The organism is Novosphingobium sp. NPDC080210 (assembly GCF_050281025.1).
GTDB lineage: Bacteria > Pseudomonadota > Alphaproteobacteria > Sphingomonadales > Sphingomonadaceae > Novosphingobium.
In genome coordinates this window covers 439,896-460,180 of record NZ_JBNNWL010000003.1, presented here as the reverse complement: position 1 = coordinate 460,180, position 20,285 = coordinate 439,896, and the positions used below count along the sequence as shown (strand labels likewise).

Annotated in this window: 19 protein-coding genes; 8 read left to right on the top strand and 11 right to left on the bottom strand. The window is 64.6% G+C overall.

What is annotated here, in order from left to right; translation table 11 throughout:
- Nucleotides 1-900 carry a sterol desaturase family protein gene (locus tag ACQKOE_RS11240; RefSeq protein ID WP_427512856.1) on the top strand — a complete coding sequence of 300 codons (900 nt, stop codon included), beginning with the start codon at nucleotides 1-3 and terminating at the stop codon, nucleotides 898-900.
- A 61-nt stretch (nucleotides 901-961) separates the two neighbouring features.
- A complete protein-coding gene (locus ACQKOE_RS11235; RefSeq protein WP_427512855.1) occupies nucleotides 962-2,539 on the top strand; it encodes a GMC family oxidoreductase in 1,578 nt (525 codons plus the stop codon).
- A gap of 61 nt (nucleotides 2,540-2,600) precedes the next feature.
- Here ACQKOE_RS11235 and ACQKOE_RS11230 read toward each other — a convergent pair whose 3' ends face one another.
- From ACQKOE_RS11230 to ACQKOE_RS11210, 5 genes are all read right to left on the bottom strand, one after another.
- On the bottom strand, nucleotides 2,601-5,033 hold the full coding sequence (locus ACQKOE_RS11230) for a TonB-dependent receptor (RefSeq protein ID WP_427512854.1): 2,433 nt from the start codon (nucleotides 5,031-5,033) through the stop codon (nucleotides 2,601-2,603).
- A gap of 183 nt (nucleotides 5,034-5,216) precedes the next feature.
- Entirely contained in the window at nucleotides 5,217-5,999 is a 783-nt protein-coding gene (gene hisN, locus ACQKOE_RS11225) for a histidinol-phosphatase (protein WP_427512853.1), read from the bottom strand.
- Nucleotides 5,999-6,937, bottom strand: coding sequence for a ribose-phosphate pyrophosphokinase (locus ACQKOE_RS11220; RefSeq protein ID WP_427512852.1), 939 nt, complete (start codon nucleotides 6,935-6,937; stop codon nucleotides 5,999-6,001). The genes hisN and ACQKOE_RS11220 overlap by 1 nt, the downstream gene beginning before the upstream one ends.
- 89 nt (nucleotides 6,938-7,026) lie before the next feature.
- Complete coding sequence (gene glpX, locus ACQKOE_RS11215) at nucleotides 7,027-8,013, bottom strand: class II fructose-bisphosphatase (RefSeq protein WP_427512851.1); 987 nt, start codon at nucleotides 8,011-8,013, stop codon at nucleotides 7,027-7,029.
- Nucleotides 8,014-8,062: 49 nt separating this feature from the next.
- Nucleotides 8,063-8,194 (bottom strand): hypothetical protein, encoded by a 132-nt coding sequence (locus tag ACQKOE_RS11210; RefSeq protein WP_427512850.1) that lies wholly within the window; start codon nucleotides 8,192-8,194, stop codon nucleotides 8,063-8,065.
- Here ACQKOE_RS11210 and ACQKOE_RS11205 point away from each other — a divergent pair.
- Complete coding sequence (locus tag ACQKOE_RS11205; protein WP_427512849.1) at nucleotides 8,193-8,597, top strand: hypothetical protein; 405 nt, start codon at nucleotides 8,193-8,195, stop codon at nucleotides 8,595-8,597. The two genes, ACQKOE_RS11210 and ACQKOE_RS11205, sit on opposite strands and share 2 nt — an antisense overlap.
- Before the next feature lie 7 nt (nucleotides 8,598-8,604).
- On the opposite strand, the gene ACQKOE_RS11200 is transcribed toward ACQKOE_RS11205, so the two are convergent.
- Together ACQKOE_RS11200 and ACQKOE_RS11195 are read right to left on the bottom strand one after the other, a co-directional pair.
- A complete protein-coding gene (locus tag ACQKOE_RS11200) occupies nucleotides 8,605-9,906 on the bottom strand; it encodes a homoserine dehydrogenase (RefSeq protein WP_427512848.1) in 1,302 nt (433 codons plus the stop codon).
- Nucleotides 9,907-9,981: 75 nt separating this feature from the next.
- Nucleotides 9,982-10,836: a hypothetical protein gene (locus ACQKOE_RS11195; protein ID WP_427512847.1), complete on the bottom strand. Its 855-nt coding sequence runs from the start codon at nucleotides 10,834-10,836 to the stop codon at nucleotides 9,982-9,984.
- A gap of 345 nt (nucleotides 10,837-11,181) precedes the next feature.
- On the opposite strand from ACQKOE_RS11195, the gene ACQKOE_RS11190 reads away from it, so the two are divergent.
- From ACQKOE_RS11190 to ACQKOE_RS11175, 4 genes are all read left to right on the top strand, one after another.
- Nucleotides 11,182-11,835, top strand: coding sequence for a TonB family protein (locus ACQKOE_RS11190; RefSeq protein ID WP_374591829.1), 654 nt, complete (start codon nucleotides 11,182-11,184; stop codon nucleotides 11,833-11,835).
- 74 nt (nucleotides 11,836-11,909) lie between these two features.
- Entirely contained in the window at nucleotides 11,910-12,668 is a 759-nt protein-coding gene (locus ACQKOE_RS11185) for a MotA/TolQ/ExbB proton channel family protein (RefSeq protein WP_374591827.1), read from the top strand.
- Nucleotides 12,669-12,768: 100 nt separating this feature from the next.
- On the top strand, nucleotides 12,769-13,302 hold the full coding sequence (locus ACQKOE_RS11180) for an ExbD/TolR family protein (protein WP_374591825.1): 534 nt from the start codon (nucleotides 12,769-12,771) through the stop codon (nucleotides 13,300-13,302).
- Between the two features lie 43 nt (nucleotides 13,303-13,345).
- Nucleotides 13,346-13,810 carry an ExbD/TolR family protein gene (locus tag ACQKOE_RS11175; protein ID WP_427512846.1) on the top strand — a complete coding sequence of 155 codons (465 nt, stop codon included), beginning with the start codon at nucleotides 13,346-13,348 and terminating at the stop codon, nucleotides 13,808-13,810.
- Between the two features lie 87 nt (nucleotides 13,811-13,897).
- On the opposite strand, the gene ACQKOE_RS11170 is transcribed toward ACQKOE_RS11175, so the two are convergent.
- The gene (locus tag ACQKOE_RS11170) at nucleotides 13,898-16,357 is read right to left on the bottom strand and encodes a ligase-associated DNA damage response DEXH box helicase (RefSeq protein WP_427512845.1); all 2,460 of its coding nucleotides are present in this window, start codon (nucleotides 16,355-16,357) and stop codon (nucleotides 13,898-13,900) included.
- 77 nt (nucleotides 16,358-16,434) lie between these two features.
- Between ACQKOE_RS11170 and ACQKOE_RS11165 the strand changes: the two genes are divergently transcribed.
- On the top strand, nucleotides 16,435-17,700 hold the full coding sequence (locus ACQKOE_RS11165) for an MgtC/SapB family protein (protein WP_427512844.1): 1,266 nt from the start codon (nucleotides 16,435-16,437) through the stop codon (nucleotides 17,698-17,700).
- Here the strand turns inward: ACQKOE_RS11165 and pgmG are convergent.
- The 3 genes from pgmG to ACQKOE_RS11150 are packed head-to-tail and all read right to left on the bottom strand — an operon-like array spanning nucleotide 17,697 to nucleotide 20,222.
- A complete protein-coding gene (gene pgmG / locus ACQKOE_RS11160) occupies nucleotides 17,697-19,100 on the bottom strand; it encodes a phosphoglucomutase/phosphomannomutase PgmG (RefSeq protein ID WP_427512843.1) in 1,404 nt (467 codons plus the stop codon). The two genes, ACQKOE_RS11165 and pgmG, sit on opposite strands and share 4 nt — an antisense overlap.
- A gap of 8 nt (nucleotides 19,101-19,108) precedes the next feature.
- Nucleotides 19,109-19,393 carry a molecular chaperone DnaJ gene (locus tag ACQKOE_RS11155; RefSeq protein WP_427512842.1) on the bottom strand — a complete coding sequence of 95 codons (285 nt, stop codon included), beginning with the start codon at nucleotides 19,391-19,393 and terminating at the stop codon, nucleotides 19,109-19,111.
- A gap of 13 nt (nucleotides 19,394-19,406) precedes the next feature.
- Entirely contained in the window at nucleotides 19,407-20,222 is an 816-nt protein-coding gene (locus ACQKOE_RS11150; protein ID WP_427512942.1) for a division plane positioning ATPase MipZ, read from the bottom strand.
- Nucleotides 20,223-20,285: the final 63 nt, after the last annotated feature.

Genomic DNA, 20,285 nt, shown 5'->3' with positions numbered 1-20,285 from the left:
ATGGCACCAGGCTTCAATCCGGTGGACTTCGCGGTGCCCGGCTTCGTCCTGCTGGTTCTGCTCGAAATGGTCTGGGCGTGGCGCAAGTCACCGAACAGCTATGAACCGCGCGACACCCTGACCTCGCTGGCCATGGGCCTGGGCAGCACGGTAGCCGGACTGCTGACCGCCGGCCTGGTCGGCGGCGCCTTCCTGGCCGTTTACGAGCACCGCCTGTTCGAGATTGGCTGGGTCTGGTGGGCCTGGATCGCCTGCTTCGTGCTGGACGACCTGGCCTATTACTGGTTCCACCGCACCGCGCACCGCGTCCGCTGGTTCTGGGCGAGCCACGTCAACCATCACTCCAGCCAGCATTACAATCTTTCGACCGCGCTGCGGCAGACCTGGACCGGAACGATTGCCTTCGGCTTCATCTTCCGCCTGCCCCTGCTGCTGGTCGGCTTCCCACCCGCGATGATCCTGTTCTGCGCCGGGCTCAACCTGATCTACCAGTTCTGGTTTCACACCGAGGCGATCGACAAGTGCCCGCGCTGGTTCGAAGTGGTGTTCAACACGCCCAGCCATCACCGCGTGCACCACGCCACAAATCCGCTCTACCTGGACCGCAATTACGCGGGGGTATTCATCGTCTGGGACCGGATGTTCGGAACTTTCCAGCCCGAACTGGCAGAGCAGCGCCCGCATTACGGGATCGTCAAGCAGCTCGGCAGCTTCAACCTGCTGTGGGTCGCTTTCCACGAATGGATCGGCATCGCCCGCGATGTCTGGAATGCGCCGTGGGGCAGCAAGCTGGGCTATCTATGGCGTCCTCCGGGCTGGAGCCACGACGCCAGCCGCGACACGTCGGATGCCATTCGCGAGCGCTGGCTGGCGCGCAGTGGAGAGCTTCCTGCCGAATAAGTTTGCACCGATTTAATCGAACGATTAACTCCTTGCGCAAAACATAAAAGGAGCTGGATGCATGAACGAATTCGACGTCATCGTCATTGGCGGGGGCAGCGCCGGAAGTGCGGTTGCCGGACGCCTGGCCGAAAATGCGAGCCGGACCGTCTGCGTGGTGGAAGCAGGCGGCACCAACGACAACTTCCGGATCAAGACTCCGGGAATGTTGGCCTTCCTGCCCAAGAACGCCAACTGGGCCTTTGAAACCGTCCCGCAAAAAGGCCTGAACGGACGGATCGGATACCAGCCGCGTGGACGCGGGCTGGGTGGCTCGTCAGCGATCAATGCCATGCTCTACGTGCGCGGCAACCGGTTTGACTATGACCAGTGGGCGAGCCTGGGCTGCACCGGCTGGTCCTATGACGATGTCCTGCCCTATTTCAAACGGTCCGAGGGCAACGAACGCGGCGGCGATGCTTTCCACGGCGCGGACGGACCGCTGTCCGTGGTCGATCAGCACTGGCCCAATCCTGGCAGCAGAGCCTTCGTCGCCAGTGCGGAAGCCCTGCAACTGGGGGCCAACCCGGACTTCAACGGCGCAACGCAGGACGGGTTCGGGCTGTACCAGGTCACGCAGAAAGGCGGCGAACGCTGGTCCGCTGCCCGCGCCTACCTTTCCCCCAGACCCAACCTGACGGTCAAGACCGGCGCACTGGTCGAACGCATCGTGATCGAGAATGGCCGCGCCACCGGAGTGGCCGTGCGCATTGGCGACCGCCGCGAAGTGCTGCGCGCACGCGGCGGCGTGGTGCTGAGCGCGGGCGCATTCGGCAGCCCGCAGATCCTGATGCTGTCCGGCATCGGTCCCGCGGCGCATCTGAAAGACAACGGGATCGAGGTCCAGGCCGATAGCCCCGCAGTGGGCGAAGATCTGCAGGACCACATCGACTATGTCCATGGCTGGAAGACGCAGTCCAAGGACTTCGTTGGCGACAGCCTGGCCGGATCCTGGAAGATGCTGAGGGCCATTGCCGAACACCGCGTGAAGCGGACCGGCATGATGACCACGCCGTTCGCCGAAGGGGGCGGCTTCTGGCGCTCGCAGCCGGGTCTGCCGGCTGCGGACGTGCAGTACCATTTCGTGCCGGCCATGCTAGAAGATCATGGGCGCGAGAAAGTCAGCGGCCACGGCTTTTCGATCCACGCTTGCGTGCTGCGTCCCGAAAGCCGGGGGACCGTGCGGCTTGGCTCGTCCGATCCAGCCGCGCCGCCGGTGATCGATCCCAACTTCCTCAGCGATGACCGCGACATGGCCACCCTGCGGCGCGGCGTACGAATGATGCACCGCATCGTCGAAGTGCCGCCGCTGGCCAATTACAATCCGGAAAACCGCCATCCGGTCGACCTGGAGGACGATGCCGCGCTGGACCAGCTGATCCGCAACCGTGCAGATACGGTCTATCACCCGGTCGGAACCTGCCGGATGGGCGGTGACGAAGGCTCGGTCGTCGATCCCACGCTCCAAGCGCGCGGCGTGCGGGGCCTATGGGTAGCGGACGCCAGCGTGATGCCGCGCCTTGTTTCGGGCAATACCAATGCCCCCTCGATCATGATCGGCGAACGCTGCGCCGATTTCATCAAGACCGCGCTGGCCTGACAAGAAAAGGGGCCGGACTGCACCAGGCAGCCGGCCCCGATTCAGCTTTGCAGGCGTTCGATCAGAACGTCTGGCGCACGGTCATCCCGATCTTGCGGGGCGAACCGATGTTGTAGCCCAGGCGGGCCCGGCCACCACGCTCGCGATCCAACGAGAGCAGCGGGTTTTCGTCGAACAGGTTGTTCACGTAAACCGTGACCGACAGGCCGCTGTCCCAGGTCAGGCCAGTCGACAGGTTCACCAGGCTATAGCTCGGCAGCAGATACGAACCGAAGTTGTAGCTGCCGCTGCCAAACGCGCCGTTGGCCGGATTGAACCACAGCGAGTTGGTGAAGCTTCCCGAACCCGCTTCCTGATCGCCCGGCTGGGTGTAGCGATCGCCAACGTGCTGGAAGCTGGCAGTCGCCGACCAGTCGAGACCGTCGGAAACCTGCGTGGTGTAGGTTCCGGTTGCGGCCATCTGGAACTTCGGCACGGTCGGCAGGCGGTTGCCATCGCGCATGCCCGCGATCACGTTGCCGCCGGCATCCTTGACCGAGCTGTCGAACTTGGCATCGATGACCGAGCCGTTGAGCGACAGTTCCAGCCCCGGCACCGGACGAGCCGACAGTTCCATTTCCACACCGGCGCTGTGCGCCTTGGGAACGTTGAAGACGACGCGCGAGGAGCAGCTGCCTGCGTCCGCAGTGACCTGCAGGTTCTTGATGTCGTTGTAGAACACGGCAGCGTTGAACGTGATGCCACCAGTCGAAGCCTTGACCCCGGCTTCGTAGTTCCACAGCGTTTCGTCTTCGTAGGTCGGACGACCGCCATAGGTCAGCGCGTCGGCGCCGGTTGCGCCACCCGTGCAAAGCGGGATGTTGAGCGGATCGTTAACCCCGCCAAGGCGGAAGCCCTTCGAAGCCTGCAGGTTGAGCGTGACGCTGTCGTTCATCTCATAGCTGGCGATCACGCGCGGCGTGAAGCCGCTCGAGCTGGTCTTGTCGCCGCGGAAGGTATCCCCGTTGGAGAAGATCCCGCCCGAGATGAAGTCACGCGTTTCGTTGAAGTCGTAGTAACGACCACCAGCCGTCAGCTTGAACTGGCCAAACTTGTAGCTGGCTTCCCCAAATACGGCGTATTGCTGGATCTTGTAGGGGATATCGGCGTTGTACGGCGAGTTTGCCGGGAAGCCGTTGAAAGTAGCGGCTACCGGGACCGGCGGAGTAAGGGTGTTCAGGAAGATCTGGCTGTAGACATCCGAACCCGGGGTCGGGAGCCGCTGGGCATAGGTGCGGTCGACGTCGCTGTAGAAGCCGCCGATCACCCATTGCAGCGGACCATCGCCAGTCGAGGCCAGGCGCAGTTCCTGAGTCCACTGCTTGAGCGTGGTGGTATCGCGCAGGTTGGAGTTGGTCGCGGCCCCGCCCGCAGCTGCAGGATCGGCACCAGCGAACGAGACATAGACCGAACCGGTCAGCGCCGAAGCGTCGCGGCTGACAAGAATGTCGCGGTCGATATAGCTGGTGACCGACGTCACCTGCACGGTATCGGCCAGTTCCGCATTGATGGTCAGGTCGGCCAGCGTGGTCTTGTCTTCAAACGCTTCACGCAGCTTCAGGTACTGGGTCCGCTCCGGGATGACGTTTGCAGTGTTCTGCAGCGGGCTGTAGTAGAAGTTGTATTCGTCCTGCCGGTTGAAGCCATTGGCCTTGATCTTCTGGTGAACCACGCGCGGGGTGATCACGATTCCTTCCGCCGGCTCAAGACGAACCGCAGTGCGGAAGCCCCAGCGATAACCGTCGTTGATGTTCTCACCCGCAGCCGGACCGATGGCGTTGATGAAGCCGCCGAAGTGCTCGCCATAGGCAACGACGCGAACGGCCATCTTCTCGCTCAGCGGCATGTTCATGGCGCCCTTGGCCGAATAGCCGAAGTCGCCGCCAGCAAGCACGTTCACGTTGCCTTCCACGGCGCCTTCGACGCGGTCCGTGGTGGGCTGCTTGGTGATGTAGCGGACCGTACCGCCGACCGAACCCGAACCGAACAGCGTGCCCTGCGGACCGCGCAGGGTCTCAACGCGGTCGAGGTCGAACAGGTCGAAATCCGGCGTGAACAGCGAAACCGAAATCACGGATTCGTCAAGGTAGACGCCAACCTGTTCCTTCACGCCCGGCTGGTCGCGAACGATCTGGCCAGCCGAGACGCCGCGCACGGAAACCTGGCTCTGGCCCGGGCCGAGGTTCTGGACAGTCAGACCAGCGACGTTGCGTGCCACGTCTTCAAGATTGTTGGAGCCGTTCTTGCGCATCGCGTCGGCGGTCTGCGCATTGATCGAGAACGGCACGTCCTGGATCGTTTCGTTGCGCTTGGTAGCGGTAACGACGATTTCGTTGCCAGCGTTTTCGTCCGTGGCTTCCTGGGCCATGGCGGGAGCGGCAACGGCGACTGCGGCGATGCCGGCCAGCAGGTGAATCCGGAAACCGAACTTGGTGGTGTTGTTGGAGCTACGCATTGCTTCCTCCGTTTTGTTCTGGTGCACGTATGCGTCCCGTCAATCCGCAGGAAAGACGGCTGCGAGCCTGCTGGACTCTTCGAATCGCGCAGGCAAGTGGAGGAGTGGACTTGCCACGCGAATTAACCTTCGCTGTAGCATTGATGTCACACTAGGATTTAGTGGCTAGGATATAAGGGTTTCTCAGTGGCCGCAGGCAAGCGCCTCGACCACATCCTCCTGCCGCGCCGGGTCACCCAGGGCCAGGACATGGCCATCGCTAGCCGCATGCAACGGCTCGCCGTTCCAGTCGCACATCAGGCCTCCGGCACCTTCGACGATGGGGACCAGGGCCGCCCAGTCGTGCAGTTTCAGATTGGCTTCGCAGACAATGTCGAGATGGCCCGAAGCCAGCATCGCGTAATTGTAGCAATCGCCGCCCATGACCATGCGCTTGTGGTCGGTTTTGGCGGCCAGGCCCATGAAGTGTTCGCCATCATGGTCGTCGAAATAGTGCGGCCCGGTCGTGGCAATCGCGGCATCGCCCAGCTCGCGGCACGGACGGGTGCGAACGGGCTGGCCATTCAACGTGGTGTTCTGGCCGGTAACCCCCAGCCAGCGCTCGCCCAGGATTGCCTGGTCGATCACGCCCAGGACAGGCCAACCTTCAACCACCAGCGCAATGAGAGTGCCAAAGATCGGACGGCCCGCCATGAAGGCGGTCGTGCCGTCGATCGGGTCGAGCACCCAGGTCCGCCCTGAACTGCCGGTTTCGGCCCCGAATTCCTCGCCATGGATCGCATCGAGCGGGAATTCCGCGCGGATCAGGCGGCGCATCACCTCTTCAGCGGCGCGGTCCGCCTCGGTCACCGGCGTACGGTCAGCCTTGCGGTCGCTGCCGAGCGGCTGGCGGAACAGCGGCTTGATCGCTTCGCGCGCGGCATCGGCCAGGCGGTGCGCCAGCGCGATCTCGGCAGCGAGTTTCATCAATCGAACAGGCTGGAGACCGAGCTTTCCTCGGCAATCCGGTGGATCGCCTCACCGATCAGCGGCGCGATCGAAAGGACGCGGATCTTGCTACCCTCGGCCCGAGCCGCTTCCTGGGCCTGGATCGTGTCGGTGATGACCAGTTCCTTGAGCGCAGAGCCATTGACGCGTTCGACCGCCGAACCGGACATCACGCCATGGGTCAGATAGGCGGTGACGCTTTTCGCGCCCGCATCCATCAGCGCCCCGGCGGCATTGCATAGCGTGCCGCCGGAATCGATGATGTCGTCGATCAGGATGCAGTCCCAGCCCTTCACGTCGCCGATGATGTTCATCACTTCGGACACGCCGGGCTTGTCGCGGCGCTTGTCGACGATGGAGAGCGGCGCGTTGTTCAGCCGCCGTGCCAGGGCGCGGGCGCGGACCACCCCGCCGACGTCGGGCGAAACGACCATCAGGTTCTCGCCCCCCGTGCGTTGCAGGATGTCTGCCGCCATGACCGGCGCGGCGTAGAGATTGTCGGTCGGAATATCGAAGAAGCCCTGGATCTGCCCGGCGTGCAGGTCCACCGCCAGAACGCGGTCGGCCCCGGCAGTCGTGATCAGGTTCGCCACCAGCTTGGCCGAGATCGGCGTGCGCGGACCCGGCTTGCGGTCCTGACGGGCATAGCCGAAATAGGGCACCACCGCCGTGATCCGCTTGGCCGAAGCGCGGCGCAGCGCGTCGATGCAGATCAGCAGCTCCATCAGGTTGTCATTGGCCGGAGCGCTGGTCGACTGGACCACGAAGACGTCCTCGCCGCGCACGTTCTCGTGAATCTCGACGAAAACCTCGTCGTCGGAGAAGCGCCGCACGTCCGCATTGGTCAGCGGCAGCTCAAGATAGCCCGCAATGGCCCGCGCCAGTGGCAGGTTGGAATTCCCGGCCAGGATCTTCATGGTACGCCTTCCCCGCAAGAATCAGCCCTGCGCGGCCCTTAGCCCAGGGACCGCCGATTGCAACAGCCTGACCGCGGAAAGAGTGTGAATCAGCTCTTGTTGCGGTGCTCGCCCGAAACCCAACGCACCGTACCCGAGCTGGCGCGCATCACCACCGACTGCGTGGTGACCAGACCGTCCTTCATGCGCTTCACGCCCTTGAGCAGAGAGCCGTCGGTAACGCCGGTCGCGGCGAAAATGCAGTCACCTTTGGCCAGTTCGTCGCGGGTGTAGATCTTGTTCAGATCCTCGATCCCCCACTTGCGGGCGCGGGCGCGTTCATCATCGTTGCGGAACAGCAGGCGGCCATTGAATTGCCCGCCCACGCAGCGCAGCGCGGCGGCTGCCAGCACGCCTTCCGGTGCACCGCCCGAACCCATGTAGAGGTCGATCGTCGTATCGGGGTTGGTCACTGCGATCACGCCCGCCACGTCGCCATCGCCAATCAGCACGACCCCGCAGCCCAGGCCGCGCAGTTCCGCGATCAGTTCGGAATGGCGCGGACGGTCCAGCACGCAGACGATGATTTCGTCGGGCCGCACGCCCTTCGCCGCGGCAACCGCCTGGACGTTCTCGGTCGGCGTCTTGGCGAGGTCGATGATTCCTTCCGGATAGCCCGGCCCGACCGCCAGCTTGTCCATGTAGACGTCCGGCGCGTTGAGCAGGTTGCCCTCTTCCGCGACGGCCAGCACGGCCAGGGCGTTCGGCCCGGCCTTTGCCGTGATCGTAGTCCCTTCCAGCGGATCGAGCGCAATGTCGATCTTCGGACCGGTGCCTTGGGCGCAGCCGACCTTTTCCCCGATGTAGAGCATCGGCGCTTCGTCGCGCTCGCCCTCGCCGATCACCACGGTGCCGTCCATGGCCAGCTCGTTCAGCGCTGCGCGCATGGCTTCCACTGCCGCCGCATCCGCCGCCTTTTCGTCGCCGCGCCCGATCAGCTTCGATGCACCGATGGCCGCCGCTTCGGTGACGCGCACCATTTCGAGCACCAGGACACGGTCAAGAACTTGCGAGGCGGGGGTGGAGGACTTGGTCATGGCGCTGGTTTTCACTCCGCTGCGTGCATAGGTATGTGTGCGCGGGCGCTTAGACTGACCAGGCCCTGCTGTCGAGTGCAAGCGGTTCACGGCGGATTAATGGCGCTGCCGCTTCTGCGATAATTCCAGCAAAAAAGGCGTCGGCGATGAAGAATTGGTTGGTTTTGCCGATGCTTGTCATGGCCTTTCCTGCCCTTTCGCAGGAGCCGCCCGAAGTGCTGGACCAGAAAGTCGCCGAACGGCTGGACATGGCGCGGCAGGCCTATGGCGTGCCCGATCCGCGCCTGCGTTGCCGTCCCAAGCCTGGCAGCGACGAGATCGTGGTCTGCGTCGACCGGGGCGAAGACCAGCAGGTGGAGCGGGACGCGCCGGACCCGAATACGCTGGAGGGGCGCCGCGCACTGGATGGCGGCATTCCCCGCGCGCCGCAATTTGACCGGGGATCCTGTCGCGGCCAACCGGGCTGCGTCACCGGCGGATGGGCGCCGCCCCCGGTCTATTACATCGACATGAAGGCGATTCCGGAACCACCGCCAGGATCGGACGCCGACAAGATCGCCAAGGGCGAAATGCGCGCGCCCTGAACGCCGCTCAGTCGCCCAGGATTTGCAGGACCAGCGGCGGCTCGGTCAGGCTGTCAGACCCTTCGAGCAGTTCCAGCGCCTTGCGCACCGCGCTTTCGGGGCCTTCGTGGGTCACCATCGCCACCATCACCGCATCGCCTGCCCGGCCCTTCTGGATCAGGCTTTCGATCGAGACCCCGGCATCGCGCAGGGCTGCGGTGATTTCCGCCAGCACGCCGGGCCGGTCGGCCACCATGAAGCGGACATAGGCGCGGCCCAGGCGGTGGCCGGTCTGTGCCGGACCAAGCGCCTCGAGTTCAGACACCGGCATGGAGAAGGGATGGCCCACTTCCCCGCGCGCAATGTCGATCAGGTCGGCCACCACGGCGCTGGCCGTCGGCCCATCGCCCGCACCGGCGCCCTGGAACAGCAGGCGACCAGAGAAGTTGCCTTCCGCCACAACCGCATTGGTCGCGCCATCGACATGGGCCAGCGGGTGATCGACCGGCACCAGATGCGGCTGAACCCGCTGGAACAGCGCGGTCGAGCCATTGCTTCCCTCCGTCTCGGCCATGCCGATCAGGCGGATGACATAGCCCAGGGCGCTCGCCTGGGCGATGTCCGCCGCGCGAAGCCGGGTGATGCCCGCCGTGTCGACCGCGCCGAAGTCGATCTTCGAACCGAAGGAGATGGCCGCCAGGATCGAAAGCTTGTGCGCCGCATCGGTGCCTTCCACGTCAAAGGCCGGATCGGCCTCGGCAAAGCCCTTGGCCTGGGCCTCGGCCAGGACGTTGCCAAAATCACGACCGGTGTCTTCCATGGTCGAGAGGATGAAATTGCAGGTACCGTTGAGGATGCCGTAGACCCGTTCGATCTCGTTTGCCGCGGCCCCTTCGCGCAGGCCCTTGATGACGGGAATGCCGCCAGCGACCGCCGCTTCGAACTTCAGCGCGACTTTCTTTTCCTCGGCCTTGCTGGCGAGTTCCAGACCGTGGTGTGCGATCATTGCCTTGTTCGCGGTAACCAGGGCCTTGCCAGCTTCGATCGTGGTGCGGGCCAGGGCCAGGGCCGGACCATCGGACCCGCCGACCATTTCGACCACCACGTCCACATCCTCGCGCTCGCCCAGGATGACCATGTCGTCTTCCCAGGCATAGGGAGAGAGGTCCACGCCGCGCGCCTTGTTGCGATCACGCGCGGAAACGACCGTGATCTGGATCGGCCGACCGGCACGGCGTGCAATCAGCTGGGCATTCGCCTCGACCAGGCGGATCACGCCGACCCCGACGGTTCCCAATCCAGCAAGCGCAATCTTCAGCGGTTCGGCCATGTTCGTTCCCTTTCGCCCCGCGCCCTTAGGCGGGGGCGGCACGGCGGGCAAGGGAGAGAATGACCGGCTCTGGCGCTAGTCCAGGCTGCGGGGACAGGTGCCCAGTTGCTCCATGACGAAGCGATAGTCGCGCGTCGCTGCGGCTCGGTCCGCCGGGGTGGATGAAATGTTCGCCCCGGCCGGGAGTTGCTGCGGCAGGAAGCAGGCAAGCCGGTACCAGGCCAGCGTATCCCGGCGCGGCGGCTCGGCATCCCCGGAAACGAGTTCCGAGAAGGAGGCTGACCACCGCACGGACTGGCCCGGGCTGCGATGGACGGCAAGGGCCGCCGGTTCGCCGTTGGCGGTGGACAGGAAGAACTGGCTTTCGCCCTCTCCGGCCAGATTGCCCGGAACGTAGATCGCTTCGCGCACGCCGGTTACCTGGTGCGCCGCACCGGGTGCATAAAGCTCCTTGATGATATCGCGCAGGCGCTGGTCGAGCGGAGCATCCCACAAGAGCTGCGCATTGGTCCGGACCAGCTGCAATTCGCCCGGACGTCCGGGAACCGTACGCGCGAACAGGACCACGCTCTTTTTCTTGATCGCGGGCGGCTTGCCCTTGGCGTCAAGCCGCAGGTCGACCAGATAGCGCAGCAGTTCGCCGACGGGCTGGGTTCCCGCCACGATGCCCTCGGTCTTTGCCTCTACATAATATCGGCCCCAGCCCGCTTTGACTCCACGCGCGCGCTCGGGCTCCACCGCGACGATCTTGCGCGGCTGGGCGCGGATCACCATGGGCGCGCCATCGGCCAGCCCGGCCAGATCGGCATAGCTGAGCGCTGCCGAGGCGGGGGGCTGAACCGCGCGCGAATCGGCGGCACAAGCCGGCACGGCAACGGAAACCGCAGCTATGGCGGCAATGGCGGCAATTATGTTCCGGTTCTGGTGCATTTGTCCCGTCTAGGTCTTCTCGAACGTCGCGTGCAAGCCCCCGCACCCTAGGGTTGCCGGGGGTTCCCGACCAACCTTCCACCTTAACCATCGTGAATCGAGCGTTAATGGATAAAGCGTTGCACCGGGCGAAAACGGCGGTTAAAGCACGGCAGAATACGGGCCAAACAATAATAAAGGCTCGCAATCCGGACATGTGGACGTCGGGCGTCCGCTCGGTTTCCTGATTGACCCGCAGGGTGGAAATTAACAATCTGGCCGTCTGGCGTTGGCGATTCTCGCTTGCGGCAGGCGTCGGGACCGGGCCTCGGCCCGGTGGGACTGTTTTAGGAGTGATGCGTCAGAATGGCTTACGCTGACCAGGAAGTTAGTGGCAATCGTATTGCCGCCTTTGTCATCGTCGCCTTGCTTCACGTGGCCTTGGGCTATGCGCTGGTTACCGGCCTTGCCTACGAAGGGGTCAAGCAACTCGTGAAGAAGGTGACAACCGTCGACATCAAGAAGGACGAGCCCAAGAAGGAGCCGCCGCCGCCGCCGAAGAAGGCTGCTGCTGCGCCCCCGATCGTGGCCCCGCCGCCGAAGATGAACATCAGTGCGGTCGCACCTCCGGTTGAGATCGTGCAGACGGTTCCGCCGCCAGCGCCGCCGCCCGTCATCGTGGCACCGCCCGCTCCGATCGCTGCGCCGCCGCCGCGCGTGCAGCCCAAGCAGGCGACCCCGAAGGGCAACCCGGCAAACTGGGCTACCACCAACGACTATCCGACCCGTGCACTGCGTGAAGAGCGTGAAGGCACCACCGGTTTCCGCGTCACTGTTGGCGCAGATGGCCGCGTGACCAGCTGCTCCATCACCAGTTCGAGCGGCAGCTCCGACCTGGACGAGGCAACCTGCTCGAACGTGACGCGTCGTGCCCGGTTCAATCCGGCCACGGACGGAGAGGGCAACCCCACCACCGGCCAGTACAGCAGCCGCGTGCGCTGGGTGATCCCGAAGGATTGATCGTTAGGTTTTCGGATTTTCGGCCCCAGGCGGGCCACAGGGTTTCAACTTATTTCTCTTGAGAGGACTATCGCATGTTTTTTGAACTTCTTACCGCTGCCGCCGAGGCGGCTCCGCAGAACAAGTTCGGCTTCAAGGAAGCTCTCGAACAGGGCGGCTTCATTGCCTACGCTACCGTCGTCATCCTCGGCATCATGTCGTTTGGTTCGTTCTTCATCCTGATCACCAAGTGGATCGAGCAGAACAAGATCATGCGTCAGTACAAGGACGTCCGTGGTGGCTTCTGGCGCGCTGCTTCGATCAAGGAAGGCGCTGCCAAGCTGGAAAAGAACAGCGCATGGCGCCAGATCGTCGACGACGGCATCGCTGCTGAAGAAGCACACAGCAAGATGACCGACGCCCTGGAAGCCCATGACTGGCTGCACGGCTCGCTCGCTCGTTCGGAAGCCTCGATCAACGCTCGCCTCGCTGGCGGTCTGCCGTTCCTCGCCACCGTCGGCGCTACCTCGCCGTTCATCGGTCTGTTCGGTACCGTGGTCGGCATCTACCGCGCTCTGATCAACATCGGCATCGCCGGTTCGGCCTCGATCGACAAGGTCGCAGGTCCGGTCGGTGAAGCTCTGATCATGACCGCGCTGGGTCTGCTCGTCGCCGTTCCGGCCGTGCTTGCCTACAACTACCTGCAGGCTCGCAACAAGCGCATCGCCGAACTGCTCTCGGGCTTCTCGACCGACGTGCTGGCGAACATCAACTCGAAGGGTGCAGTGAAGCCGGCCGTTGCCGCCGCTCCGGCTGCCAAGCCCGCTGCTGCCGCTCCGGCCGCAAAGAAGTAAGTACGCCAGGCCGGCGCCGGGCAACCGGCGCCGGTTCCTAAGCCGGACTTCCAGGCTTGCCTGACAAGTCCGCAGCAATTGCAAGGATAGGAACTAGCCCATGGCTATTTCGATGGGAGGCGGCGGCCAGGAAAAGCCGATGTCGGATATCAACACCACGCCCCTGGTGGACGTGATGCTGGTTCTGCTCATCATCTTCCTGATCGCTGTCCCGGTTGCGATCCAGACGATCCAGAAGCTCAAGATTCCCGTGCTCGCCAGCCAGGAATCGAAGGACAAGGTCGAAAACCTCCTGCTTACGGTCAGCACTACGGATGCTGCCGGCCGCAGCGCGGGTGACCCGGGCTTCGAAGGTGCCTCTCTGGGTGGCGAATGCCGGATCTACTTCAACAACATCACGCCGGTGGATTCCACCGAGCTGCAGAAGGCTGCCTACAAGCGTCTCGATTCGATCGTGAAGCGTGCTGGTGGGCCGGAAGCGCTCAAGGATAACCCCGATCTGATCCCGCAGGTCCACATCCGTGGCGACGTGGCTGCCCCCTGGCGTTGTGTCGCAGGTGCGATCTACAACGTCCAGCTGGCCGGTTACCCGACTGTTGGCTTCATTTCGACCCCGGTTGATCCGAACGGCTAAGGCCGGACCGGATCGGTACGAAACCTTTCAGGAGTAACCCACCATGGCAATGTCAGGCGGCAAGGACGATGGCGAGCCGATGATGGAAATGAACACGACGCCGCTTATCGACGTCATGCTTGTTCTCCTCATCATGTTCATCATCACCATCCCCGTGGCGACCCACGCCGTGAACATCGACCTTCCCAACCCGGCAGCTCCGCCGCCGGACGTCGTGATCAAGCGCGACAAGAACAAGGTCGTGGTCATGCCGAACAACGACATTCTCTGGAATGGCAGTTCGGTCACGGTCAACCAGCTGACCAGCTTGTTGCAGTCCACTCTGGCGATCAAGCCCGAGCCCGAACTGCAGTTCCAGCCCGATGCCCAGGCGCCCTATGACACCACCCTCGATGTGCTCAACATCATCAAGGGTTCCGGCGTCACGGCCTTCGGCTTCGTCGGCAACGAACAGTATGCTGGCTTCAGCAAGGACCCCAAGGAGCCCGCGCTCCAGGGTCTGGACTGATCGAAAGTTCACGAAGAACAAGACAAGGGGCGGAGCGATCCGCCCCTTTTTCTTTGCCCGCAAAACGCATGGCCGGGTAGCCAGCGGTCAGTCGCCTTCGATCTGATCTCCGGGGGCATCGCTGCGCATGGCGCGCGAGGCCAGGCTCTCCGCCTCGAACAGCAGTTCATCGTCAGCCGAACCTTGGGGCAGGCTTTCTCGCCCGATCATCACCAGCAGCGGCACGGCGAGCGGACTGACCCGGTCGAGCAGGACATGGCGCACTTCCCGCGCCGCGCGGTCGAGCACGCTGCCGAGCCGGCCGATGTCGGTCATGCGGGCCCTGGCATCGGCCCAGGCCGCCTCGATCAGGACGTGATCGGGTTCATGCTTTCTCAGCACGTCATAGATCAGGTCGGTCGAGAAGGTGACCTGGCGCCCGGTCTTGCGCTTGCCGGGCTGCTGCCGTTCAACCAGCCCGGAAATGACCGCCACTTCCCGGAACGCACGGCGCAGCAGATAACTGTCCTCCACCCAGTCGACAAATTCATCGGCCAGAATATCCGGCGAAAGCAGTTCCACCGGATCGCGCACGGCGCGCAGGCCCCAGACCGCCAAGGCATAGTCGTTGGCGACGAACCCCAGCGGCGATAGCCCGCGCTGCTCCATGCGCCGCGTAATCAGCATGCCCAGTGACTGATGTGCCGGCCATCCTTCGAAGCAATAGAACACGGTGTAGTGCCGTCCCTCATGCGGGAAACTCTCCACCAACAGGCGGCCCGGCGCGGGCAGTTCCGAGCGCCAGTCCTGCACTTCCAGCCACTCGCGCACGTCATCGGGGAACCTGGCCCAGCCCGCCCGGTCATCGAGCAGGGCCTGGACCCGTCCGGCCAGATGCGTGGTCAGGGCCAGGCGTTGCCCCATGTAGCTGGGGATCTGCCCCGCCTTCTTCGCCGCCCGCACGATCAGTTCGGTATCGCGCATCGCTTCGACTTCCAGGTCGAGCCCGGCGAAGCGGATCGTTTCCCCCGGACGCAAGGCGGCCGCAAAGTTCTCTTCCACCCGGCCCAGCGACCGGCCATTGCGGAACCGCACGTCGACCATCTCGCTATCGACGATAATCCCCGCGTTGAGCCGGTGCCGCGCGGCATGCTCTGGGTGGGTAAGCCGCCACAGCCCGTCGCGTCCCAAGGTAATCCGCTGGAACCGGTCATAGGCGCGCAGCGCATAGCCGCCGGTTGCGACAAACCGGATCACCCGGTCGAACGCCGCCGCATCGATCCAGCGATAAGGATCGGCGGACTGCAATTCCGCCAGCAGGTCCTCGGCCCGGAAGGGACCGGCGCAGGCCCGGGCCATGACGTGCTGAGCCAGCACGTCCAGGGCGCCCGGGCGGAAAGCTTCGCCATCACGCTGGCCTTCCTCCACGGCTTGCTGGGCTGCCGTCGCTTCCAGGAATTCGAAGCGGTTGCCGGGAACCAGCAGCGCACGGCTGGCCTGGTCGAGCCGGTGATTGGCGCGCCCGATGCGCTGCAACAGCCGCGAGGAGCCCTTGGGCGCGCCCATCTGCACCACCAGGTCGATATCGCCCCAGTCCACCCCCAGATCGAGGCTGGCCGTGCAGACCAGCGCCCGCAGTTCACCCCGCGCCATGGCCCCTTCCACCTTGCGCCGCGCTTCCTTCGACAGTGAGCCATGGTGGATGCCGATGGGCAGGACGTCCTCGTTCACGTTCCACAACTGCTGGAAAATGAATTCGGCCAGGAAGCGGGTGTTGCAGAACACCAGGGTGGTGCGGTTGGCCTTTATCTCCTGATAGAGTTGCGGCACGGCCCAGGCAGCAGCGTGCCCACCCCACGGCACCCGCGCCTCATTAGGCAGCAGGATAGCCAGTTCGGGATCGGCACCCTGTTCCCCGGCCACAACGGCCACATTCTCCGCCGCGCCGCGCGGCGCAAGCCACCGCGCAAAAGCTTGCGGATCGGCCAGGGTCGCCGACAGCCCGACCCGCTGCATGGCGGGAGCAAGTGCCTGGAGGCGGGATAGCGACAGGGCGAGCAGGTCCCCGCGCTTGGTCGGGGCAAAGGCGTGGATCTCGTCAATCACAACCCGTTGCAGGCCAGCGAACAACCGCTCCGCCTCAGGGTAGGACAGCAGCAGCGAGAGCGATTCGGGCGTCGTCAGCAAGACATGGGGGGGATTGGCCCGCTGCCGGGCCTTGCGGTCCGATGGGGTGTCGCCGCTGCGCACTTCCACCCGCAGCGGCAAGTCCAGTTCCGCCACCGGCGTCAGCAGGTTGCGCTGGACATCGTGCGCCAGCGCCTTGAGCGGCGAGACGTAAAGCGTGTGCAGTCCGTCTGGCGGAGCCGCTCCGCCTAGCTGCGTCGGGCAAAACGCGGCCAGGGTAGGCAGGAACCCACCCAGCGTCTTGCCCGCCCCCGTATCGGCCACCAGCAGAGCGTGGCGACCCTGCCCGGCCACTTCCAGCATCTCCGCCTGATGCCGCCGCAGGCGCCAGCCACGGGCGGAGAACCATTGGTCCAGTTCAGGAGGAAGCGCCTTGGCCATGAGCCTTGCAAGATGGGCGCGACGGCCCGGATCGCCAAGCCCTTCCTTCAGCGCCCGGCAAGTGCCACAAGCAGGCGATGCACCCGCTCGACTATCAGGAACTGACCGCGCTGGGACTGGCGCTCGCCCTGGGCCTGCTGATCGGCCTGCAACGCGGCTGGGCGCTGCGCGGGGAAGCGGCGGGGACCCGCTTTGCCGGAATCCGCACCCATGCCCTGTTCGGCCTGGCTGGCGGCATGGCGGGGGTCATGCAATCGCGCGCCGTGGGCATGGCGACGGTCCTGCTCGCCGCTTCCGCCGCGCTGGTCGTTCTCGGCTATTGGCGCAGCACCAAGTCGATGACCGCGGTCAGTGGGACGGCGAGCCTCACCGGCCTGATCACGCTGACCTGCGGTTTCCTGGCCGGTAGCGGAGAATACGCCCTGGCCAGTGCCATGGCCGGCACGACCGTCCTGGTGCTGTCGCAGCGCAGCCGCCTGCACCACTGGCTACGGCACATCGACGAAACCGAGATGATGGCCATTGCCCGCTTCGCGCTGATCGCCCTGGTGATCCTGCCGCTGCTGCCCAACGATCCGCTGGGCCCCTATGGTGCATGGCGGCCGCGCCAGTTGTGGCTGGTGGTGGTAATGGTATCGGGCTTTTCCTTCGCCGGTTATGCCGCAGTGAAGCTGCTGGGGCCAGCGCGCGGAGTTCTGGCGACTTCAGCCGCAGGCTCGATGGTCTCCTCCACCGCTGTCACCGCCTCGCTGGCGAGCAAGCTGCGCGACGATGCCGGGGACGCGATGGTCCTGAACGCGGGCGTGGCCCTCGCCAGCGGCACCATGTTCCTGCGGGTGATGCTGCTCACTGCGGCGCTGGCCACATTCTCGGCCCGGCAATTCGCCTTGATCGCCGCGCCGGGCATGGTCACCAGCCTCGCCGCCTGCTGGCTGATCCTGCGCCGCCGCAAGACTGCCTCGCACGAATTCGAGGACGGCATGAAGCTGCGCAACCCGTTCGACCTGCTTCCCGCCATCGTCCTGATGCTGCTGACCATGGCGCTGACCCTGGCGGCGCGCTGGGTGCTGGAGCGGTTCGGCAATGCGGGCCTGGCGACGGTGCTGGCCATCTCGGGCTCGGTCGACGTCGATTCGGCGATCATCACCATGGGCAACCTGCCCGCCGGCACCCTGACCGCGCGGGTGGCCGCACTGGTCCTGGTCCTGCCCGTCACGCTCAACACCCTGTTCAAGACCGCGACGCTGGTTTCCCTGGCCGGGTGGCGCAAGTCCTGGCCGGGAGCATCGGCGATGCTCGCCAGCCTGGTTGCCGTGGGCGGCGGAGTCCTGCTGGTCTATTAGTGCCCGGCCAGCGGCCCGCGCTTCAGGCCGCTGGCCGCCAGCTGCGCGTCGATCTGGTCCATCAGCCGGTCCAGCCCGGCCTGGTCGTTGCTTTCGGCGCGGGCGACAAGGACGTCCTGGGTGTTCGAGGCGCGCAGCAGCCACCACCCATCGGCAGTGGAAACGCGCACGCCGTCCGTCGCGTCGACATCGGCACCGGCGGCAGAGAGGCGCTCCTTCACTTCGTCGATCACCGCGAACTTGCGGGTTTCATCGACCTGGAAGCGCAGTTCGGGCGTGTTGACCAGTTCCGGCATGTCGCCGCGCAGCTGGGTCACCGACTTGCCCAGGCGGGCCGAGGCCGCCATCAGCCGCACGGCCGCATAAAGCGCATCGTCAAAGCCATAGTACTGGTGCGCGAAGAACACGTGGCCGCTCATCTCCCCGGCCAGCGGCGCGCCAATCTCCTTCATTTTGGATTTGATCAGGCTGTGTCCGGTTTTCCACATAAGCGGACGTCCACCAAGCTGCGACACCCGGTCGAATAAGGCTCGGCTAGCCTTCACGTCCGCGATGATCGCGGAACCGGGCTCCATTCGCAGGAGGTCTTCGGCGTAGATCATGAGCAACTGGTCGCCCCAGATCACCCGGCCCAGCCCGTCAATCGCACCGATGCGGTCGCCGTCGCCATCAAAGGCAATTCCGAAATCGAGCTTCTTCTCCGCGACCAGCGCCTTCAGATCGGCCAGGTTCTTCTCTTCCGTGGGATCCGGATGATGGTTCGGGAAAGTCCCATCCACTTCAGTGAAGAGCAGATGGTGTTCGCCAGGAAGATCTTGCGTCAGGAGTTCAAGGGCGGGGCCGGCGGCCCCGTTACCCGCGTCCCAACCGATCCGCAGGCCGGAGAGGGCAGCGCGGTCGATCCCGGCCAGCCCTTCGAGCATCCGGGCGACATAGGCTGCCAGGACTTCGCGCCGTTCGTGGGTTCCCTGCCCTTCGGCCCAGTCGCCAGCGGCAGCCATCCGGCCGAGCTGCTGGATATCGTCGCCAAAGAACGGGCGACCAAGAAATACCATCTTGAAGCCATTGTAATTGGCGGGATTGTGGCTGCCAGTTATCTGAATGCCGCCCTGCACATCCTCGGCTGAAGCTTCGGCGTAGTAGAGCATCGGCGTCGGTCCCAGGCCGATCCGCACCGCATCCAGGCCGGCATCGTTGATGCCGCGCACCAGCGCCTCTTCCAGCATGGGCGAGCTGGTCCGCCCGTCATAGCCAACCGCTACCTTCTTTCCGCCCGCTCGGCCCAGCAGGGTCGCAAAGCCGCGACCGATCGCATAGGCATCCGCCTCCCCCAGGGTTTCGCCGATGATCCCGCGAATGTCGTATTCACGCAGGACGGTGGGGTGGAACTGGTGGCTCATATCAACTCCTATTTTGTGCGCGGCAGGCGCGCCAGCAGCAGGTCGCGGGCGGCATTGGCCCGGTGTACTGCATCATTGCTGCCACCGCGATCCGGATGGACTTGGATCAGCAGGTTGCGATGGGCTTCGATAATCTCGTCATGGCCGGCAGAGCGCCCCAAGCCAAGCAGGGCGCGCGCTTCGTCCTCGTCCTTCCTGGTCGGCTGCGCGGACAGCAGCTGCCATGGCCACTTGCCGGTGACCATGCGCAAGACCACGCTCGCCAGGAACAGTGTGAGAAGGATGCGGCCCATGCGAAGGGGCCTATCAGGCCAAAGCGGAAAGCGCCAGTTCGGGGGCGCTGCCGGGGACAGGCAGGCCCAGGGATGCGATCAGCGAACGCAGTTCCTGCCGCGCGACAAGGTGGCTGGTGCCCAGCTCGCCCAGATGGCCCTTGTCCAGCAAGGTCAGGCCAGAAGGGAACAGCTCGCGGTAGATCACGCGTTCCGACAGGCCGTTGGCAATACGAAAGCCGACCCGCTTCGACAGTTCGGTCAGGGCCTGGTCAAGGCGCCGCATGTTGCGCGCTTCGGTATGCTGGGTGCGGTTGCGGACCACGACCCAGTCCATTTCCTTGCGCCGCTCGGTGATCGTCGTCATCGCCCGCTTCTTGCGCGCTTCCCAGATCAGTTCGGCATAGAACGAGAGGCGGCGGACCTTGAACGTCTCTGCATCGACTTGCCCGATCAGGTCGAAATCGACGAAGCTGTCATTGAGCGGCGTGACCAGCGTATCGGCTTCGGTCGCGACATGGCGCGCGAACGGATCGTCGCGTCCCGGTGTATCGAAGATGAGGAAATCCATCCCCTCCGCCAGTTCAGCCGCCTGGGCGTCCAGTTCCTCGATCGTGGAGCCGGTGAACACGCCGTAGCGGGCATTGGGCAGCGTGATGTTGCGCCGACGCTCGGTATCGCTGCGGTTTTCCAGATAGCGGTGCAGCGTGCGCTGGCGCGGATCGAGGTCCAGCGCCGCGACTTTCGCGCCCTGATACGACAGCGCAATGGCGGTGTGGACCGCAGTGGTCGACTTGCCGGTGCCGCCCTTCTCGTTGGCGAAGACGATCTTGTGAGGTGCGGAAGGCAAGGACACGGGGGCGCGATCTTTCTGGTTGTAGTTGCAGTCTTGAGCGGTGCAGCGCTAGGGCTA

What these genes read in the sequence shown, in the direction of transcription:
- ACQKOE_RS11170 (WP_427512845.1), bottom strand. Translation starts at nt 16,357, where the DNA reads ATGGCCAAGGCGCTTCCTCCTGAACTGGACCAATGGTTCTCCGCCCGT.
- ACQKOE_RS11240 (WP_427512856.1), top strand. Translation starts at nt 1, where the DNA reads ATGGCACCAGGCTTCAATCCGGTGGACTTCGCGGTGCCCGGCTTCGTC.
- pgmG (WP_427512843.1), bottom strand. Translation starts at nt 19,100, where the DNA reads ATGAGCCACCAGTTCCACCCCACCGTCCTGCGTGAATACGACATTCGC.
- ACQKOE_RS11230 (WP_427512854.1), bottom strand. Translation starts at nt 5,033, where the DNA reads ATGCGTAGCTCCAACAACACCACCAAGTTCGGTTTCCGGATTCACCTG.
- ACQKOE_RS11205 (WP_427512849.1), top strand. Translation starts at nt 8,193, where the DNA reads ATGGCCTTTCCTGCCCTTTCGCAGGAGCCGCCCGAAGTGCTGGACCAG.
- ACQKOE_RS11200 (WP_427512848.1), bottom strand. Translation starts at nt 9,906, where the DNA reads ATGGCCGAACCGCTGAAGATTGCGCTTGCTGGATTGGGAACCGTCGGG.
- ACQKOE_RS11190 (WP_374591829.1), top strand. Translation starts at nt 11,182, where the DNA reads ATGGCTTACGCTGACCAGGAAGTTAGTGGCAATCGTATTGCCGCCTTT.
- hisN (WP_427512853.1), bottom strand. Translation starts at nt 5,999, where the DNA reads ATGAAACTCGCTGCCGAGATCGCGCTGGCGCACCGCCTGGCCGATGCC.
- ACQKOE_RS11180 (WP_374591825.1), top strand. Translation starts at nt 12,769, where the DNA reads ATGGCTATTTCGATGGGAGGCGGCGGCCAGGAAAAGCCGATGTCGGAT.
- ACQKOE_RS11195 (WP_427512847.1), bottom strand. Translation starts at nt 10,836, where the DNA reads ATGCACCAGAACCGGAACATAATTGCCGCCATTGCCGCCATAGCTGCG.
- ACQKOE_RS11155 (WP_427512842.1), bottom strand. Translation starts at nt 19,393, where the DNA reads ATGGGCCGCATCCTTCTCACACTGTTCCTGGCGAGCGTGGTCTTGCGC.
- glpX (WP_427512851.1), bottom strand. Translation starts at nt 8,013, where the DNA reads ATGACCAAGTCCTCCACCCCCGCCTCGCAAGTTCTTGACCGTGTCCTG.
- ACQKOE_RS11210 (WP_427512850.1), bottom strand. Translation starts at nt 8,194, where the DNA reads ATGACAAGCATCGGCAAAACCAACCAATTCTTCATCGCCGACGCCTTT.
- ACQKOE_RS11165 (WP_427512844.1), top strand. Translation starts at nt 16,435, where the DNA reads ATGCACCCGCTCGACTATCAGGAACTGACCGCGCTGGGACTGGCGCTC.
- ACQKOE_RS11185 (WP_374591827.1), top strand. Translation starts at nt 11,910, where the DNA reads ATGTTTTTTGAACTTCTTACCGCTGCCGCCGAGGCGGCTCCGCAGAAC.
- ACQKOE_RS11175 (WP_427512846.1), top strand. Translation starts at nt 13,346, where the DNA reads ATGGCAATGTCAGGCGGCAAGGACGATGGCGAGCCGATGATGGAAATG.
- ACQKOE_RS11220 (WP_427512852.1), bottom strand. Translation starts at nt 6,937, where the DNA reads ATGAAGATCCTGGCCGGGAATTCCAACCTGCCACTGGCGCGGGCCATT.
- ACQKOE_RS11235 (WP_427512855.1), top strand. Translation starts at nt 962, where the DNA reads ATGAACGAATTCGACGTCATCGTCATTGGCGGGGGCAGCGCCGGAAGT.